This window comes from Microvirga soli, from assembly GCF_016734765.1.
Lineage (GTDB): Bacteria > Pseudomonadota > Alphaproteobacteria > Rhizobiales > Beijerinckiaceae > Microvirga > Microvirga soli.
The window spans coordinates 66,003-82,221 of sequence record NZ_JAERQE010000013.1 but is presented as its reverse complement, the minus strand read 5'-3'; the positions used below and the strand labels follow the sequence as shown (position 1 = coordinate 82,221).

Below are 16,219 nucleotides of genomic sequence, written 5' to 3'. Positions count from 1 at the left end.
TCATGACCGATCTGGAAGCCATTGGCAAAACCTGCTTTGCCCTCCACGCCCGCATGACGGCGCGGATCCTGAGCCGGACCTATGAGGCGGCTCTGCGCCCTCTGGGCCTCAAGCTTCCCCAATTCGGCATTCTGGGCGCCATCGGGCACGGAACGACAGCGTCCGAGACCGTTCTGGCCGAGCGCCTGGGGCTGGAGCGCACCACCCTCGTGCGCAACCTGAAGCTTCTGATCCAGAACGGCTGGGTTGAACCCATTCCCGGTGAGGGTCGCGGCTTGCGGCACAGGCTGACCCCTGAGGGCCAAGCCCTGCTGGAGGCTGCCATCCCTCTCTGGCATCAGGCTCAGTCCCAAGTGGAGACTCGGCTCAAGGACGTTGAAGGAGACGAAGCCCGCAAGGCGATGCGCGCCCTGAGAAAAGCCTCTCACCCTGCTTAAAAGCCGTTGCAGGATCTTGCCCCATCCGGTACCGTGTATATGCACAGACAGGAGAGAGCGATGGCAGAGCGGGTCCATGGAATCGTATCGCGGGATGTGCTGACGGCCGAGTCGGGCCTCGCCTTCCTGCGCGGCATGCTGGAGGGCCGCTATCCGGCCCCTCCCTTCTCACGCTCGACCAACGTCTACATGATTCAGGCCGAGGAAGGTCGGGTGGTCTTCGAGGGAGAGCCGACAGAAAGCTTCTTCAACCCGCTCGGCACCATCCATGGCGGCTGGACCTCGGCCATCCTGGACAGCGCCATGGCCTGCGCCGTCCACACCACCCTTGCCGCAGGCCAGGGCTATACGACCGTGGAGATGAAACTCAATTTCGTCCGCCCGATCCTGCCGAACATAGGCAAGGTCACCTGCGAGGGCGTTCTGATCCATCGCGGAGGGACGCTCGCCACCTCCGAGGGCAAGCTCTTCGACGCCAAGGGGCGTCTTCTCGCCCATGGCACCGAGACCTGCATGATCTTCGGTGCAGCAGCGCAGAAAGCTGCCTAGGGCATTGGACCCAAAAGTGGACTTGCACTTTTGGGATCCATCCGATGCTCAGCCCCTAAGCTAGCGCTTCGACGTCATCGCAGCCGCGGCCACGATGAGAAGGCCGCCGCCGAGGGTCGCCCAGGTGGGGATCTCGCTGAACACCCCGTAGCCGATCAGCACCGCCCAGATCAGGGCCGTGTATTCGAGCGGAGCCAGACGCGCCGCCTCGGCCTTGGCATAGGCGGTCACCATGAGCATGTGACCCATGAACCCCAACACGCCCATGAGCATGAACCAGCCCATGTGCATGAGATCGAGCGGCTGCCAGAAAAAGAGCGCAAAGGGCGCCACCAGAACCGCAGGCCCGATATTCTGGAAGACCACGATGTGCAGGAACTTGTCGCGCTGGGCTCGCTGGCGCAGCAGCACGAGGCTGAGCGCATAGGTGACGGCCGATGTGAGCGCTGCGGCGACACCGGTCCAGGACCGCGTCGCGTCTGCTTCTCCAGTCTGACCTAGAACGACGACAAGCGTCCCGGCGAAACCGATGGCGATGGCCCCGATGATCCGGACATCCACCCGCTCCTTCAGCATCAGGAGCCCGAAAAGGGCGATGAACATGGGCGAGAGGAAGGACAGGACGAGGGTCTCGGCCAGGGGCAGCTGGCCCAGCGCATAGAAGAAGCTGACGGCCGTGACGACGGCGATGAGCGAGCGCAGGGAATTGGCCAGCACCGTCTCGCGGTTCGGCCAACCGGGCCGCATGACGGAGACGACGGCAGCCACGATGAGAGAGCCGCAGGCGAAGCGCAGGAAGGCCACCTGGAAGATCGGGTAAAAGGCGGCCATTCCCTTGATGACCGCATCCATGATGGACAGAACCGCGATGCCCGAGGCTGCCCGCAGGGCGGGACCGAATTTCATGATGTCACGACGATGTGAAGAGCAGCGTCCGGGGTGGGCACCGCCAAAGCGAAGGCTCTTACAGCACTTTTATCGCAGCTTCACGCTTCTTTTCACAGGATCGACAGGAAAGCGGTCCTGGGCATCGCGCTTAAATTCATGCGAGCTTGGCGGAAACAAAAGCCGCGCTTGCCGTTATTTCAGCAAAACACAGCCACAGGATACATCAATGCGCGTTTGGATCCCTTGCTCTGCAATGCTTTTAGCCGCCCTTCTGCCCGCCGCAGCCTCGGCCCAGCCGATGGGCCGCGCCGGACAGTTTTACGGCAACACCTACGTCTCGTCGCAGTACGATTACTACCCCTATGCACAGACCCAGGATGGCTATGCGGAAGATTATCCGCGCGTCACGCGCCCTTCATCCCGGACCCAGGCTTACCGCACCGAGCGCACCACCGGTTATCCGTATGACGTGCGTTCCACCGGCAGCACGGTTGCGTCCCTGCCGCAGGATTACGGCAACGGCACGGGCTACGACAACAGCATCGATTATGCGATATCGCCGGAATTCCAGCGCCAGATCGTGTCCTACCGGGGCAATGAACGTCCCGGCACGATCGTGGTCGATACCAACAACAAGTTTCTCTACCTCGTGCAGGATGGCGGCCGCGCCCTCCGCTATGGCATCGGCGTCGGCCGCGAAGGTTTCGAGTGGAGCGGGCGCCAGACTGTTTCCATGAAGCGTGAATGGCCGTCTTGGCGTCCGCCGGCCGACATGCTGCGCCGCCGGCCCGACCTTCCTCGCTTCATGGAGGGCGGCCCCGACAATCCGCTCGGCGCGCGCGCCCTGTATCTCGGCTCCTCGCTGTACCGCATTCACGGCACCAACGAGCCGCACACCATCGGGCAGGCCGTCTCCTCGGGCTGCATCCGCATGCTCAACGACGACGTGGTCGACCTCTACAGCCGCGTGAAGGTCGGCACGAGCGTGATCGTGCTCTGACCGCACGAAGGCAGAAGCACAATTTAACGATGGCCGGGCTCAAGCCCGGCCATTTTCTTTAGTGAGCTGTGTGCTCGCCCTGCAGCGCGCAGTACCGTCGCAGATAGGGTCTTTTAAGCCCAATCGCCCTCGTCTCCGCCATCACCGCCGAAGTCGGAGAAATCCTGACCGGCATCCTGGTTGCCCTGATAGAGGGAGTCCGTGATGCCCGCATTGCCCGCGTCGGCAGCCTGATCGGCGCCTCCGAGGCCGGCTGCAGACGCCACATCGCCGAGCGGATTGTTGTCGCCGCTGAAGGCATTCGTCAGGGCATTGGCGATCATCATGCCGCCGGCAACGCCGGCCGCCGTGGTGAGCGCCGTCCCCAGGAACGAGCCTCCGCCGCCGCGCTGCATCATGCCGCCGCCCCATGGGCCGGGCGCACCACCCATCATGCCACCCTGAGGGCGGCCATGATGCTGTTGCGAATGGTGCTGCGGCTGGCCCCAGGGGGAAGCCTGGCGCGCCGGCGGGGTGTTGTAGGCTGGCTCAGGCGGGCGCGAGCCGCCGCCGAAGATGCTGGAGAGGAAGCCGCCCTGTTGCGGCCGACGGCTTGCCTGATCGAGCTCGGCGCGCAGATGCTCGTTCTCCGCCTGGAGATTGGCGAGCGCCTGCTCCTGCACGTAGACCGCCTGGGCCATCGCATAAGGCGCATAGGGCTGCTCGCGCAGCTTCTCCGCAATGAAGCGCTCGGCCTCAGGATCGCGCGGCTGGTTCGCCACCTGCTCGAGCCGTCGGAAGATGTCGCTGATGACCTGGCGTTCCTGATCGTTCATGGCAAGCCTCCTTACAGTGAACGTTGGAGACAGATGTAAGCATGGCCATCGGGTTTGTTAGGGGTGCGCGAGACCCACCTTGCGCATATTGCGCAAGGCCTGCGGTGCGATGGCTTCCAACTCCTGAAGGTCACGCCACGCGGCCCCATGCACCTCCCGCAGGTCGGGGCGGATAGTGCTCCCCTCCTCCGCCCTCACCACATAGCGGATATCGTGATGCCAATGCTCGGGCTCGCCGCGTTCGGGACGGGCGGGAATGCGGTGGCTGTCGATGTCGATGGGCAGACCGGATGTGCGATGCCAGGAATCGATCACGAGCCCCTCCATGCCGGTCTCCTCCACGGCTTCGCGTAGGGCCGAACCAGCCAGATCCTCCGGTGCCTCGTAATGCCCGCCGGGCTGCAGCCAGCGGTCGAGGGAGCGGTGATGGATCAGCAGGATTTTTCCGCCGGTTGCGTCGAGGATGAACGCCGATGTGGTGACATGGCCGGGAAAGGTGCGGCGGGAATGAATGTCATCCCCATTGGCGATCTGCCCCCGCAGGAGAGTATGGCGTTCCTCAGGCTCATCGAACGCACTCGCATGCCGGTCCAGGATCGTCTTTATGTGCTCCCGGAAGGCCGCAGCGTCGAAGCTCACAGATGAGGCGTTCACCACCGCTTAGCCTTTCATCACCTGGGCGAAGGCGTCCTTATAGTCCGGATGCCATCGCGACAGGGGCGGACGGTTCTCGATGATGTCCTCGGCGGCCCAGCGAATGCGCTTCTCGTCCATCTCCCGTGTGGTCTCGTTGTCCGGGCACAGCACATAGAAGTCGCCCCGCTCCAGCGCCGGCAGCAGGAAGTCGATGACCTGTTCCGGAGCCCAGGCGCCGGCAGGTTTCTCGGAGATGCCTCTGGCCTTGGTGAAGCCCGTATAGACGAACCCTGGAATGAGCAGATGCGCCGTCACTCGGGCCTCGGGCGTGTTGCGCAATTCGTGGGCCAGCGCCTCGGTCAAAACCTTCACCCCGGCCTTCGATATATTATAGGCCGTATCGCCGGGCGGCGTGGTGATGCCCTGCTTCGAGCCGGTGTTGATGATAGCGCATGGGCTTTTCTGCTCGATCATGGTAGGGGCGAAAGCCTGCACGCCATTGATCAGGCCCCAGAGGTTCGTTTCCAGAATGGCGCGCCAGCGCTCCGGATCGCCGAAGATCTGCCCTCCACCCTCCGTGCCGGCATTGTTCATCAGCACGGCGACCTCGCCGAAAGCCTTATAGACCGTATCCTTCAGGCGCTCGACCTCCTCGCGCCGGCTCACGTCGGTTGCGACGGCCAGAACGTTCTCCGCTGATCCGGAAACACCTGCCACCTCGTCAGCGCTGCGCTGGAGAGCCTCGCCTGCGAGATCCGCAAGGCAGACCTTCATCCCTAAACTCGCAAAGCGCTTTGCAGCCGCAAGCCCGATGCCGCTGGCAGCTCCGGTGATGACGGCGACGCGGTTAGGGGTGATTGCTGGATGGTCGGCCATCGTTGCGATCCTTGGTTTCGGCCTCGAAGCCGATGAGATTTCGTAAGGACCCAAACTGGCGCACCTTGGATCATTCGCCAAGGCGCACAACCGCATGGACCGCATGCGGCTGCGACCAGACGCTCGCTGGAAAAAAGAAGGCCCCGCATCACTGCGGGGCCTTGGAGGTAACTTGATTATTCCGCGTCCGGGGATTTCAGAGGCCGGACATTGGTCTCGATCTCTTCCTCGTCGAAGAGGGACGGATCGTCCTCCTGCGTGTCGAGGCGGGTCTTCTTGCGCAGGGCCACGTATTTCTTCTGGATCTTGGTGCGGCTCTCGCGGGCGATTTCGAGTGCGCCCTGAATGAGGGAGCGCTCGGCCTTCTCGTTCTGCAGCTCCTCCGTGAGGCGCCGGTTGGCGGCCTCGAGCGTGCTGCGATCCTGCTCGAAGCGCTTGGTGAGCTGATCGATGCGCTCGGAGAGGCTTGCCACCTTGTTGTCGGAGCTTTCGATCTGGAAGTCCTTGGCCGCGATGGCCTTGCCGAGCATCTCGACGCGCTCTTGCAGCTCGATGCGCGAACGCTGCAGCTCGTTGACCATGGCCACCTGGCGCTCGACCTCCTGCTGGGTTGCCTCCAGGCGACGGTCGACGGTGTTCTTCTCGATGGTAGTCTCTTTCAGATTGCGTTCGACGCCGCGCAGCGCCTCGTTCTTGTCGCGGAGCTGGTCGCGGGTATGGGCCAGGATCTTGTCGGTGGCCGACAGGCGCGAGGTCAGGCCCTCGATCTTCATGTCGAGCGAGGAGAGATCGGTCTGGTGGGCCGAGCGCTCGGAATCGATCTGCGTTTCGAGGCGCTGGCGCAGCACCTGCTCGGCCATGAGCTTGGTCTCGAGCTCGGAGGCGCGCTGGCGGGTGGATTCGAGCTGCGTCTCAAGCTCGCCGTAGCGGTTGGTCAGGCTGGAGAGCCGGTAATTCTGCTCCTCGGCCACCTTCTGCAGCCGCTTCACTTCGTGATCGAGCAGCCCGTTGCGCTCGCGGGTCTCGATGAGCTCCCGCTCGGCGCGGGCCACGGTCTGGTCGGCCTCCTGGGCTTCGAGGCGCAGGGCCTGGTTCTCTTCCGTGATGTTGCGGGCGCGCTCGGTCTCGATGGCGAGCTGGTTCTCAAGGTCGGCGACAATCGCCTCCTTGTCCTTCACGTTCAGGCGCAGGTCCTCGACGAAGCTGTCCTGCTCGCGGATCTTGGACTCGGCCTTGCGCAGCTGCGAAACCGCGGCGTTGAGATCATCCACCGTCCGGGCATGGACGCTGCCGATATCCCCCAACTCCCGGCGCAGGGCCTGAGCGTTCTCGGTTTCCTGCTTAAGCACCGCCTCGGTCTCGAGCAGCCGCGACTGAAGCTGCGGATAGCTGCGAATGAGCTCGGTCACCGGCTCGTTCAGGAGGGCGAAGTCCTCCTTGAGGCTGCGAAGCTCCTCCAGCCGGTCGATCATGTTGGCGAAGCGGACACGGATCAGCTCGTTCTTCTGGCCGACCGAATCGAGCATGCCGTTGGGCCGGACGAGAACCGGCTCGGCCTTTTCCTGCGCCGCCGGAGCCGGAAGCGCCGGGGCCGCGGCCGCTCCACCACCCTGTTGCGGCGGCGGCAAAAGGGCAGGCTCGGCCTCATCCGGCCTTTTGCCAAAACGGTTCCTGAAAGACGTCCATCCCGAAGACATGATGCCGGCCCTTACGCCCTGAAATTCACACTTTCGTAACTTTTACCCCAGGAGGGCGCAGTTTGGAAATAAAATTTCGTTGCGTAATAGTGTAGCAGCCTTACTCTGCCGCGATGGTTAACGGCTGGCCGGAGCGCTTGCCGAATCCTGCCTCCTCCAGGGTTTCCGGCATGGGGCCACCGGTCGCCCAGTCGAGAAGCTCGACCGTATGGACGATGGGGATCTCGGTGCCCTTCCCGATCTGGGTCATGCAGCCGATATTGCCGGTGGCGATAAGGTCGGGCTTGGTGCGCTCGATATTGGCGACCTTGCGGGCCCGGAGCTGGGTGGCGATCTCCGGCTGGAGCAGGTTGTAGGTGCCGGCAGAGCCACAGCAGATATGCCCCTCCGGCACGTCCTTCACGGTGAAGCCAGCCTTCTTCAGCAGGGTCTTCGGCTCGGTGCGGATGGCCTGACCGTGCTGCATGGAGCAGGCCGAATGATAGGCCACCACGAGATCCGTCTCGCGCACCGGCTCCATGAGCGTCAGGGACGTGACGTATTCCGTGATGTCCTTGGCAATAGTGGACACGCGGGCGGCCTTCTCGGCATAGTTCGGGTCCTCCCGGAACATGAAGCCGTAATCCTTGATCGTGGTGCCGCAGCCGGACGCCGTGATGACGATGGCATCCAGCCCCTCCCCGTCCATCTCGGCGATCCAGGCGTCGATGTTGCGCTTGGCGAAGGCGTGGCTGTGCTCGTCCCGGCCCATGTGGTGGACAAGCGCGCCGCAGCACCCCTCCCCCTTCGGCTGGACCACGTCGATGCCGTGGCGGTTGAGGAGCCGGACGGCGGCCTCGTTGAAGCCCGGCTTGAGCACCGGTTGGGCGCAGCCGGACAGGATGGCGACGCGGCCCCGCCGCTCCCCATGGGCCTTGTAGATACCAGGGTGATCGAAGGGCGTGCGGGCCGGCAGCCGCACGGGCGCCAGCTCGATCATGGCCTGGAGGCGGTTGCCGAGCAGCGGCAGCGCGCCGATCAATCCCTTGAGGGGCTTGGCCAGCATCGCCGCGCCAAGGGCGAAGCGGAAACGGTTTGGATAGGGCAGCACGGTGGCGAGCACCCACCGCAGGAGCCGGTCGTGCCAGGGCCGCGTGTAAGTGGCCTCGATATAAGCGCGGGCATGGTCGACCAGATGCATGTAATGCACGCCGGACGGACAGGTGGTCATGCAGGACAGGCAGGAGAGGCAGCGGTCGATATGCTTGACCACCTCGGGAGACGCGGGCTTGCCGCTCTCCAGCATGTCCTTCATCAGGTAGATGCGCCCGCGCGGAGAATCGAGTTCGTCCCCGAGCAGCAGGTAGGTCGGACAGGTGGCCGTGCAGAAGCCGCAATGAACGCAGGTGCGGAGAATCTTCTCCGACGACGCCATGGCGGGATCTTTCAATTGATCGGGCGTGAAATTGGTTTGCATGGTTTTATCTCAGATCGCCCCTTGCCACCGGTTGATGGCGTCAATGGGGTGGATCAGCATGATGATGTTGAGAATGAGATTGTCGCGGATCCAGAAGCCGACGAAGGCTTCCATGATCAACGCCACGAGAACCGTCAGCCAGACGGGCCAGAGTCGCGCCAGCACGAACCCGGCGATCATGGCGGCAATGTCCGAAACCGAGTTGATGACGCTGTCGCCATAGTAGTCGAGCGCGATGGTCGTTGCACGATAGCGGTCGATGATCGTGCTGGTGTTCTCGGCGATCTCCCACGCGGCCTCCAGCCCGATGGCGAGCAGAAGCGCGATGCCGAAGGGAAGCGCCCTGCCCCTCAGGACGCCGAAAAGCCAGGCGCCGCAGTAGAACAGAAAACCGTGAATGACATGGGATGGCGTGTACCAGTCGGTCAGGTGCTGCGAGTTGCCGGAATCCTTCACGGTCCCATGCCACAGCTCGATCGTGCCGCACGTACAGATCGGCGTGCGGCCCATCATCAGAAGGATGGCGGCGGTGAGTGCGATGAGCGCAAGGGCGAGCCCGATCACCACCGGGGGCCGGATGCCTTGCGATGACTTAGATCGAAGAGCCAGAGAAGCAGTGCCTGCCATTTCATACCCCCGCGTACATCCGACCTGGATTGAGAATCCCGGCCGGATCGAGGGAAGCCTTGATGCCGCGGGTCAGCGTCATCAGCGCGTCGGATTGCGGCTCGAACACGTCGAGGGTCGAGCGCACTTCAGCCGGACCGCGCACGAGGGTGGCGTGGCCGCCATAGGTTCCGGTGGCTTCCCGCAGGACCGAAGCGCCGGCGTCGCCGTCGACAGGGGTCGAAATCCACACGAGGCCGCCGCCCCAGTCGTAGAACCATTGCGCGTCGAGAGCCTGTGCCACATGCGCCACGAGATCGGGACCCTTGGTCGGCGCGGTGGAGACGCGCCAGATCGCGCGTTGGCCCTGATCGGTCAGGATCGTTGCATCTCGTACAGACTGCCAGAGCGCCTCGGCTCCGACGCCTTCGAGAATGTCCATGAACCGGAATCGCTTGAACAGGCGCTTGAGCTCGTTCATGCGGTAATCCACGGAGACCCGGAAGCCTTCGAGCCGGATCAGCGTGCTGCCGCCGCGCCGGTCCCGGTCGGGAAGATGCGCAGCACCCGTCACGTCGAAGGGCGAGCCGAGCGCCATGGACAGGGCCTCGATGGCCTGGCTGTCGTCGAGGCCGCGGATGACCAGGGTCGCCATGCGCTCCGGTTTGGGGAGCACCTTGAAGGTGACCTCCGTGAGAAAGCCGAGCGTCCCCCAGGAGCCTGCCATCAGCTTCACGAGGTCGAGCCCCGTGACGTTCTTCATCACGCGCCCGCCCGACTTCACCACCTCGCCGCGCCCGTTGACGAAGCGCACGCCGATGAGGCTGTCACGCGCTGCCCCCGCCATGATCCGGCGCGGGCCGGAAATGTTCATGGCCGCCACGGCCCCGATGGTTGGCTCGCCCTTCGTGCCGAGGAGCCAGCGGTAATCCATGGGCTCGAAGGGCAGTTCCTGCCCCTTCGCGGCCAGAACGCGCATGACCTCCAGCACCGGCGTGCCGCTGCGGGCGGAGATCACCAACTCGGCCGGCTCGTAGAGCGTGATGCCCGTCATGGCACTCGACGAGATCGACGCATCGGTCTGGTTCGGGCGCCCCATCGGCGCCTTGGTGCCGTTGCCGGCAACGTTCAGCAGCGTGCCGGTCTCGGCAGCGTCGCGGATGATGATAGAGGCGTCCTGCTCGTCGCGGGGAGTGTGAGTGGTCACGCGGCGAACCTTCCTTCGAGCGGAAACACTTTTGCCGGGTTGAGGAGCCAGCCGGGATCGAACACGCCGCGCACGCGCATCTGCTGTTCCAGATCGACGGGGTTGAACTGGTGGGTCATCAGATCGCGCTTCTCGATGCCGACGCCGTGCTCGCCGGTGAGGCAGCCGCCGACCTCGACACACAGCCTGAGAATGTCCTCACCCGCCTTCTCGGCCTTCTCCATCTCGCCCGGCACGTTGGTGTTGAACATCACCAGCGGATGCAGGTTGCCGTCGCCCGCATGGAACACGTTGGCGACGCCGAGCCCGTAGGACTTCACGATCTCGTCGATGCGCTTGAGCACGTAAGGCAGCTGCCCGGTCGGGATCGTGCCGTCCATGCAGATGTAGTCGGCCACGCGCCCCGTGGCACCGAAGGCCGATTTGCGGCCCTTCCAGATTGCCGCGCTCTCGGCTTCCGATTGCGAGACCTTCATGGTCTTCGGGCGGAACGGTTCCGCGATGGTGACGATGCGGCGCAGCATGTCGTCGATTTCCTGGTCGGAGCCCTCGACCTCGACGATCAGCATCGCCTCCACGTCGAGCGGATAGCCCGCATGGGCAAAAGCCTCGCAGATCTGGATCGCGGGCTTGTCCATGTATTCGAGCGCCACCGGAATGATGCCCGCGCCGATGATCGCCGCCACGCAGGCGCCCGCATCCTCGGCCTTCTCGAAGCCGAAGAGCGCGGGCCGCGCACCTTCCGCCGCGCGCAGGATGCGCACGACTGCTTCCGTGACCACGCCGAGCTGCCCTTCCGAGCCGCAGACGAGGCCGAGAATATCGTAGCCTGCGGCATCCAGATGTTCGCCGCCGATCTCCACCACGGTGCCGTCGAGCATCACCAGGGTGACGCCCAAGAGGTTGTTGGTGGTCACACCGTATTTCAGGCAATGGGCGCCGCCGGAATTCATCGCGATGTTGCCGGCAATCGTGCAGGCAAGCTGGCTCGACGGATCGGGCGCGTAGAAGAAGCCCTCATGGGCCACCGCCTGGCTGATGCCGAGATTGGTGATGCCGGCCTGCACCCGGGCCGTGCGGCCCTCGAAGCTGACGTCGAGCACCCGGTTCATCTTGGCCACGCCGAGCACGATGGCGTCTTCCTGCGGGATGGCTCCGCCGCAGAGCGAGGTCCCCGCCCCGCGCGGCACCACCTTGACCCCATGGTCGTTGCAGAAACGCATGACCGCCGCGACCTCCTCTGTCGTGGATGGCAGCACCACCGCGAGCGGCATCTGGCGATAGGCAGTCAGCCCGTCGGTCTCGAAGGCCCGGCGCTCATCCTCGGAGACGATCAGGGCCTCCGACGCGACAAGGCGCCCCAGCCCCTCGATGATCTCCCTCCGGCGCGCCAGAACAGCCTGGTCAGGTTTGGGAAATGCAATGGTCATGGAAACCTCCTTTGAGGATCGTCGCCTGCGCCCGGGGAATGGCTACCCTAACAATAAGGCGGCTTTCCCCGTGATCCTTTTCCAATAATGTAGAACCTCTCTAAGATGGGACAGGTGTCCAGCAAAGGAGTTTTTGATGCGTGCCTTCGTTCTATCCGCTGCCTTGCTTCTCACCGGGCTTGGGTCCGCACAGGCCCAGGATGCCGCCGCCGGCGAGAAGACCTTCGCCCAGTGCCGCGCCTGCCATCAGGTGGGCGAGAACGCCAAGAACGCCGTGGGCCCAGTGCTGAACGGGCTCTTCGGCCGTCACTCGGGATCGGTTGAGGGCTACAACTATTCCCCGGCCAACAAGAATTCCGGCATCACCTGGGATGAGGCGACCTTCCGCGAGTACATCCAGAACCCGCGCGCCAAGATCCCCGGCACCAAGATGATCTATGCCGGCCTGAAGGACGAGCAGAAGATCAACGATCTCGTTGCCTATCTCAAGCAATTCAATGCTCAGGGCCAGAAGGCCGGCCAATGAGCGCTACGCCGTCTCCAGCCCGCCCGGAACGCCCCCGGGTGGGCCTGTTCGTTACCTGCCTCGTCGATCTGATGCGCCCCTCCGTGGGTTTTGCCGCCGTGAAGCTCCTGGAGGATGCCGGCTGCATCGTCGACGCACCGGTCCAGACCTGCTGCGGCCAGCCGGCCTACAACTCGGGCGACCGGGGCACCACGCGGGATCTGGCCATGCAGGTGATCGAGGCCTTCCAGGGCTACGACTACGTGGTCGCGCCGTCCGGCTCCTGCGCCGGCATGATCAAGGCCCATTATCCGGAACTCTTCGAGGAGGATCCGAACTGGCGCGCCAAGGCCGATGCCCTGGCGGCAAAAACTCATGAGCTCACGAGCTTCCTGGTCGATGTGCTCGGCGTCACCAAGGTCGACGCCTCCTTCAATGGTGCGGTGACCTATCACGATTCCTGCTCGGGGCTTCGCGAACTCGGCGTGAAGCGCCAGCCGCGCAAGCTGCTCGCCAGTATCGAAGGCCTCACCCTGGTCGAGATGCAGGACAGCGACGTGTGCTGCGGCTTCGGCGGCACCTTCGCGGTGAAGTACAGCGATATCTCCGGCGCCATCGTGGAGGCCAAGGCCAAGAACATCGAGGAGTCGCATGCTCCGACCGTGCTCGCGGGAGATCTCGGCTGCCTCATGAACATGGCCGGCAAGCTGAGCCGCGACGGCAGGCCGATTCAGGTGCGTCATGTGGCCGAGGTTCTGGCCGGCATGACCGACGAGCCACCGATCGGAGCAGCGAAAGAACCGCGCCGGGCATGACGGATTACGGCCACATGACCGCCAAGCTCTTCCAGATGGACGAAGGGACGTGGCAGCGGCACGCGAGCCCCTGGAGCGTCTGGACGCGAGTTGCATCCCTGCCTCTTCTGCTTGCGGCAATCTGGAGCTATGCCTGGCTGGGCCTTTGGGCGCTCGTGCCCGTCGCGCTCGTCATTCTGTGGCTGTGGCTGAATCCACGCCTGTTTCCCGCCCCCGCTTGCACCGATACCTGGAGCGCGAAAGCGACTTTCGGAGAGCGGGTCTGGCTGAATCGGAAGACAGTTCCCATTCCTGCACATCACGCTCGCATGGCTCATCTGCTGACGGTTGTTTCAGCTTTGGGCTTTGCCGTCGCACTCGTCGGAGCCCTCCTGAACGATTGGCTCCCGACCGTGGCCGGCGGCCTCACTGCATGGTTTGCCAAGATGTGGTTTTGCGACCGCATGGTCTGGCTCTACGATGAGATGAAGTACAAGCATCCGCCCTATGCCGAATGGCTGCGGGTCGGACAGAAAGAGGTCCGATGACCGTTCACTCCACTTCCCCTCAGTTCAAGCAGAATGCCGCGCGGGCGCTGAACGACGATCAGCTGCAGAAGGCGCTCGGCAACGTGAAGCAGGGCTTCATCGACAAGCGCCAGATGGCCGCCGACAAGCTGCCGGAATTCGAGGCATTGCGGGATTCGGCGCGCGACATCAAGAACCACACCCTGGAGCATCTCGACCTCTACCTCGAGGCCTATGAGGGCAAGGTGAAGGCATCCGGCGGGCATGTGCATTTCGCCCGCGATGCGACAGAAGCCCGCGACATCATCTTAAGCATCTGCCGCGAGACCAACGCCAAGACGGTGACGAAGGGCAAGTCCATGATCTCGGAGGAGATCGGGATCAACCATCATCTCGAAGCGAACGGCCTCACGCCCGTCGAGACGGATCTCGGCGAATACATCATTCAGCTGCGCAACGAGCTGCCGAGCCACATCATCGCGCCCGCCGTGCATCTGAATGCCACGCAGGTGGAAGCGGATTTCCGGCGCGTTCACACCCACCTCGATGCCAAGCGCGATCTTTCCGAGCCCGTGCAGTTGCTGACCGAAGCGCGCGCCGTGCTGCGCGAGCGCTTTCTCGCGGCCGATGTGGGCATCACCGGGGCGAACTTTTTGGTGGCCGAAACCGGCACCTCGATTATCGTCACCAACGAGGGCAACGGCGATCTGACCCAGATCCTGCCGAAGACCCACATCGTGCTCGCATCCATCGAGAAACTCGTGCCGACGCTGGAGGATGTGAGCCAGCTGCTGCGCGTGCTCGCCCGCTCGGCCACCGGTCAGGAACTATCGGTCTACACCACCTTCTCCACCGGCCCCCGCCGCAGCACGGATGCGGACGGGCCGGAGAACTACCACGTGGTCATCCTCGACAACGGCCGCTCCTCCATGCTCGGCACGGCGTTCGAGGAGATGCTGCGCTGCATCCGCTGCGGCGCCTGCATGAATCATTGTCCGGTCTATCACGCGGTCGGCGGGCACGCTTACGGCTGGGTCTATCCCGGCCCCATGGGCGCGGTGTTGACGCCATCGCTCATCGGCGTCGACAAGGCCGGCCACCTGCCCAACGCCTCCACCTTCTGCGGCCGCTGCGAAAGCGTGTGCCCGGTGCGCATTCCCTTGCCCAAACTCATGCGCCACTGGCGCGAGCGCGAGTTCGAGCGGCACCTGACGCCCGCCACCGTACGCTCCGGCCTCCAGCTCTGGGGCTTCTTCGCCAAGCGCCCTGCCCTCTATCGCTTCGCGACCCGCGCGGCGATGGGAGCTCTTGCTTTAGCAGGCCGCCAGCGCGGCCGCTTCGCCTGGCTGCCGATGGCGAAGGGCTGGACCAAGTATCGCGACTTCCCGGCCCCACAAGGCGAGACGTTCCAGCAGCGCTGGAAGCGCGAGCGCAAGGGAGCCCGCGCATGAGCGCCCGCGACGACATTTTTGGCAATATCCGCCGCTCGCTTGGGGTCAACGGCACCGAAACGATCCGGCAGCAGATCGTGACCGATCGCCTGGAGCGCTCACCCAAGGGCGTGATCCCGAAGCGCGGACAAGTCTCGGGCGAGGAGCGGATCGCCCTGTTCAAGACCATGGTCGAGACTTCGCTGGCGACGGTCACCGAAGTCGCCTCCTCGGCGGAGGTGCCGCAATCCATCGCGCTCTTCCTGCGCAACCATAACCTGCCAGCCTCCTTACGGATGGGCGACGATCCGCGCCTGAAGGCCATGCCCTGGTCGGACACTACGCTTGAGATCGCCCATGGCCCGAGCGAAGGCCGCGACCTCAACGCGGTGAGCCACGCCTTCGGGGGCATCGCCGAATCCGGCACGCTCGCCATGGTGTCGAGCGCGGACAATCCGTCCACCCTCAACTTCCTGCCCGACAACCACATCATCGTGGTCTCGGCCAAGGACATCGCCAGCGACTACGAATCCGTCTGGAACCGGGTGCGCTTCGCCTATGGCAAAGGCTCGATGCCGCGCACGGTGAACTGGATCACCGGCCCGTCGCGCTCGGGCGATATCGAGCAGACGCTTCTGCTCGGCGCTCACGGGCCACGGCGGCTGCATGTAATTGTCGTGTGCGACTGAGCACGGAAGTATTTGAAACGTTGATACATAACTCTCCTCGGGGATGGAGGAGAGTTCGATGATTTATCTATACTGGCTGGGGGCATTCATCGTCGTCACGCCCGTTATCCTCGGTCTCCCGCTCCTAAGCCGGAACAGGACTTATCGTATAGCAACCTTGTTTGCTGGCATGCATGTCGGGATCGTTATACTTTACTTCTTCATCTATGCGCTGAAGTGGGACAGAGGCTCCACATACCTGGATGAGCTTCATATCTTTTTTACAACAACTATTCCGCTCTTCTACATAGCCTCTCTCATCATAGGCTCGACGATCATCGCCAGATACTACCTGACAGCTTCGACGCGCGCCGGATCGGTTTTTGCCGGAATTGGAAGTCTGATCGGGGTTTATGTCTTGTCTATTGTCGTAGGAGCGACCGTAGAGATCATGTCGTTGACACTAAAGGAAGGGCTCCCATCCAGCGAAACTCTATGGACCTTTATCGATAATACGATACTGAAATTGAGATACCCTAATCTATCTATTATGGGGATCATTTTCCTCTCTGCGTTCCTTGCCATGAACGGAACAGACGCAGCGATGCGGATCTCCGATAAAAGCGGCTCCTCCAAGACTGAGGAGGCGGAATAGCCCATATCCTGGCTCGAGCCTCGCCCATGCATTATGCTCTCGC

At 63.5% G+C, this 16,219-nt stretch carries 18 protein-coding genes; 9 read left to right on the top strand and 9 right to left on the bottom strand.

Annotated features, from left to right (window positions below):
- The first annotated feature begins 2 nt into the window (after nucleotides 1–2).
- Together JKL45_RS13465 and JKL45_RS13460 are read left to right on the top strand one after the other, a co-directional pair.
- The gene (locus JKL45_RS13465; RefSeq protein WP_201861633.1) at nucleotides 3–437 is read left to right on the top strand and encodes a MarR family winged helix-turn-helix transcriptional regulator; all 435 of its coding nucleotides are present in this window, start codon (nucleotides 3–5) and stop codon (nucleotides 435–437) included.
- 60 nt (nucleotides 438–497) lie between these two features.
- The gene (locus JKL45_RS13460) at nucleotides 498–986 is read left to right on the top strand and encodes a PaaI family thioesterase (protein WP_246498526.1); all 489 of its coding nucleotides are present in this window, start codon (nucleotides 498–500) and stop codon (nucleotides 984–986) included.
- 60 nt (nucleotides 987–1,046) lie between these two features.
- Here the strand turns inward: JKL45_RS13460 and JKL45_RS13455 are convergent, their stop codons facing one another.
- A complete protein-coding gene (locus JKL45_RS13455) occupies nucleotides 1,047–1,892 on the bottom strand; it encodes a DMT family transporter (RefSeq protein ID WP_201861631.1) in 846 nt (281 codons plus the stop codon).
- Between the two features lie 235 nt (nucleotides 1,893–2,127).
- Between JKL45_RS13455 and JKL45_RS13450 the strand changes: the two genes are divergently transcribed.
- Nucleotides 2,128–2,874, top strand: a complete 747-nt coding sequence (locus JKL45_RS13450) for a L,D-transpeptidase (protein ID WP_246498525.1) — start codon at nucleotides 2,128–2,130, stop codon at nucleotides 2,872–2,874.
- 113 nt (nucleotides 2,875–2,987) lie between these two features.
- Here JKL45_RS13450 and JKL45_RS13445 read toward each other — a convergent pair whose 3' ends face one another.
- The 8 genes from JKL45_RS13445 to JKL45_RS13410 form a co-directional block, all read right to left on the bottom strand.
- Entirely contained in the window at nucleotides 2,988–3,689 is a 702-nt protein-coding gene (locus tag JKL45_RS13445) for a DUF2076 domain-containing protein (RefSeq protein WP_201861629.1), read from the bottom strand.
- 57 nt (nucleotides 3,690–3,746) lie between these two features.
- A complete protein-coding gene (locus JKL45_RS29940; protein WP_201861627.1) occupies nucleotides 3,747–4,343 on the bottom strand; it encodes an NUDIX hydrolase in 597 nt (198 codons plus the stop codon).
- 6 nt (nucleotides 4,344–4,349) lie between these two features.
- Nucleotides 4,350–5,201, bottom strand: a complete 852-nt coding sequence (locus JKL45_RS13435) for an SDR family NAD(P)-dependent oxidoreductase (RefSeq protein ID WP_201861626.1) — start codon at nucleotides 5,199–5,201, stop codon at nucleotides 4,350–4,352.
- 176 nt (nucleotides 5,202–5,377) lie between these two features.
- Entirely contained in the window at nucleotides 5,378–6,829 is a 1,452-nt protein-coding gene (locus JKL45_RS13430; protein WP_201861623.1) for a chromosome partitioning protein ParA, read from the bottom strand.
- A gap of 169 nt (nucleotides 6,830–6,998) precedes the next feature.
- Nucleotides 6,999–8,354, bottom strand: a complete 1,356-nt coding sequence (glcF, locus tag JKL45_RS13425) for a glycolate oxidase subunit GlcF (protein WP_201861622.1) — start codon at nucleotides 8,352–8,354, stop codon at nucleotides 6,999–7,001.
- Nucleotides 8,355–8,363: 9 nt separating this feature from the next.
- Nucleotides 8,364–8,981: a DUF2585 family protein gene (locus JKL45_RS13420; protein ID WP_201861621.1), complete on the bottom strand. Its 618-nt coding sequence runs from the start codon at nucleotides 8,979–8,981 to the stop codon at nucleotides 8,364–8,366.
- 1 nt (nucleotide 8,982) lies between these two features.
- Entirely contained in the window at nucleotides 8,983–10,167 is a 1,185-nt protein-coding gene (glcE, locus tag JKL45_RS13415; protein WP_201861620.1) for a glycolate oxidase subunit GlcE, read from the bottom strand.
- On the bottom strand, nucleotides 10,164–11,597 hold the full coding sequence (locus JKL45_RS13410) for an FAD-linked oxidase C-terminal domain-containing protein (RefSeq protein WP_201861619.1): 1,434 nt from the start codon (nucleotides 11,595–11,597) through the stop codon (nucleotides 10,164–10,166). The genes glcE and JKL45_RS13410 overlap by 4 nt, the downstream gene beginning before the upstream one ends.
- A gap of 136 nt (nucleotides 11,598–11,733) precedes the next feature.
- On the opposite strand from JKL45_RS13410, the gene JKL45_RS13405 reads away from it, so the two are divergent.
- The 6 genes from JKL45_RS13405 to JKL45_RS13380 are packed head-to-tail and all read left to right on the top strand — an operon-like array spanning nucleotide 11,734 to nucleotide 16,176.
- Nucleotides 11,734–12,123: a c-type cytochrome gene (locus tag JKL45_RS13405; protein WP_201861614.1), complete on the top strand. Its 390-nt coding sequence runs from the start codon at nucleotides 11,734–11,736 to the stop codon at nucleotides 12,121–12,123.
- Nucleotides 12,120–12,917 carry a (Fe-S)-binding protein gene (locus JKL45_RS13400; protein WP_201861613.1) on the top strand — a complete coding sequence of 266 codons (798 nt, stop codon included), beginning with the start codon at nucleotides 12,120–12,122 and terminating at the stop codon, nucleotides 12,915–12,917. Before JKL45_RS13405 ends, JKL45_RS13400 begins: the two co-directional genes overlap by 4 nt.
- Complete coding sequence (locus tag JKL45_RS13395) at nucleotides 12,914–13,444, top strand: DUF6653 family protein (protein ID WP_246498524.1); 531 nt, start codon at nucleotides 12,914–12,916, stop codon at nucleotides 13,442–13,444. The genes JKL45_RS13400 and JKL45_RS13395 overlap by 4 nt, the downstream gene beginning before the upstream one ends.
- Entirely contained in the window at nucleotides 13,441–14,874 is a 1,434-nt protein-coding gene (locus JKL45_RS13390) for a LutB/LldF family L-lactate oxidation iron-sulfur protein (protein ID WP_201861612.1), read from the top strand. Before JKL45_RS13395 ends, JKL45_RS13390 begins: the two co-directional genes overlap by 4 nt.
- Entirely contained in the window at nucleotides 14,871–15,542 is a 672-nt protein-coding gene (locus JKL45_RS13385) for a LutC/YkgG family protein (RefSeq protein WP_201861611.1), read from the top strand. Before JKL45_RS13390 ends, JKL45_RS13385 begins: the two co-directional genes overlap by 4 nt.
- A gap of 58 nt (nucleotides 15,543–15,600) precedes the next feature.
- Nucleotides 15,601–16,176, top strand: a complete 576-nt coding sequence (locus JKL45_RS13380; protein ID WP_201861610.1) for a hypothetical protein — start codon at nucleotides 15,601–15,603, stop codon at nucleotides 16,174–16,176.
- The last annotated feature ends 43 nt before the right edge of the window (nucleotides 16,177–16,219 follow it).

Bases quoted from the DNA above. Each gene is read 5' to 3' on its own strand.
- JKL45_RS13455 (WP_201861631.1), bottom strand. From the start codon at position 1,892: ATGAAATTCGGTCCCGCCCTGCGGGCAGCCTCGGGCATCGCGGTTCTG.
- JKL45_RS13395 (WP_246498524.1), top strand. From the start codon at position 12,914: ATGACGGATTACGGCCACATGACCGCCAAGCTCTTCCAGATGGACGAA.
- JKL45_RS13435 (WP_201861626.1), bottom strand. From the start codon at position 5,201: ATGGCCGACCATCCAGCAATCACCCCTAACCGCGTCGCCGTCATCACC.
- JKL45_RS13465 (WP_201861633.1), top strand. From the start codon at position 3: ATGACCGATCTGGAAGCCATTGGCAAAACCTGCTTTGCCCTCCACGCC.
- JKL45_RS13420 (WP_201861621.1), bottom strand. From the start codon at position 8,981: ATGGCAGGCACTGCTTCTCTGGCTCTTCGATCTAAGTCATCGCAAGGC.
- JKL45_RS13460 (WP_246498526.1), top strand. From the start codon at position 498: ATGGCAGAGCGGGTCCATGGAATCGTATCGCGGGATGTGCTGACGGCC.
- JKL45_RS13410 (WP_201861619.1), bottom strand. From the start codon at position 11,597: ATGACCATTGCATTTCCCAAACCTGACCAGGCTGTTCTGGCGCGCCGG.
- JKL45_RS13390 (WP_201861612.1), top strand. From the start codon at position 13,441: ATGACCGTTCACTCCACTTCCCCTCAGTTCAAGCAGAATGCCGCGCGG.
- glcF (WP_201861622.1), bottom strand. From the start codon at position 8,354: ATGCAAACCAATTTCACGCCCGATCAATTGAAAGATCCCGCCATGGCG.
- JKL45_RS13400 (WP_201861613.1), top strand. From the start codon at position 12,120: ATGAGCGCTACGCCGTCTCCAGCCCGCCCGGAACGCCCCCGGGTGGGC.
- JKL45_RS13380 (WP_201861610.1), top strand. From the start codon at position 15,601: ATGATTTATCTATACTGGCTGGGGGCATTCATCGTCGTCACGCCCGTT.
- JKL45_RS13445 (WP_201861629.1), bottom strand. From the start codon at position 3,689: ATGAACGATCAGGAACGCCAGGTCATCAGCGACATCTTCCGACGGCTC.
- JKL45_RS13385 (WP_201861611.1), top strand. From the start codon at position 14,871: ATGAGCGCCCGCGACGACATTTTTGGCAATATCCGCCGCTCGCTTGGG.
- JKL45_RS13405 (WP_201861614.1), top strand. From the start codon at position 11,734: ATGCGTGCCTTCGTTCTATCCGCTGCCTTGCTTCTCACCGGGCTTGGG.
- JKL45_RS13450 (WP_246498525.1), top strand. From the start codon at position 2,128: ATGCTTTTAGCCGCCCTTCTGCCCGCCGCAGCCTCGGCCCAGCCGATG.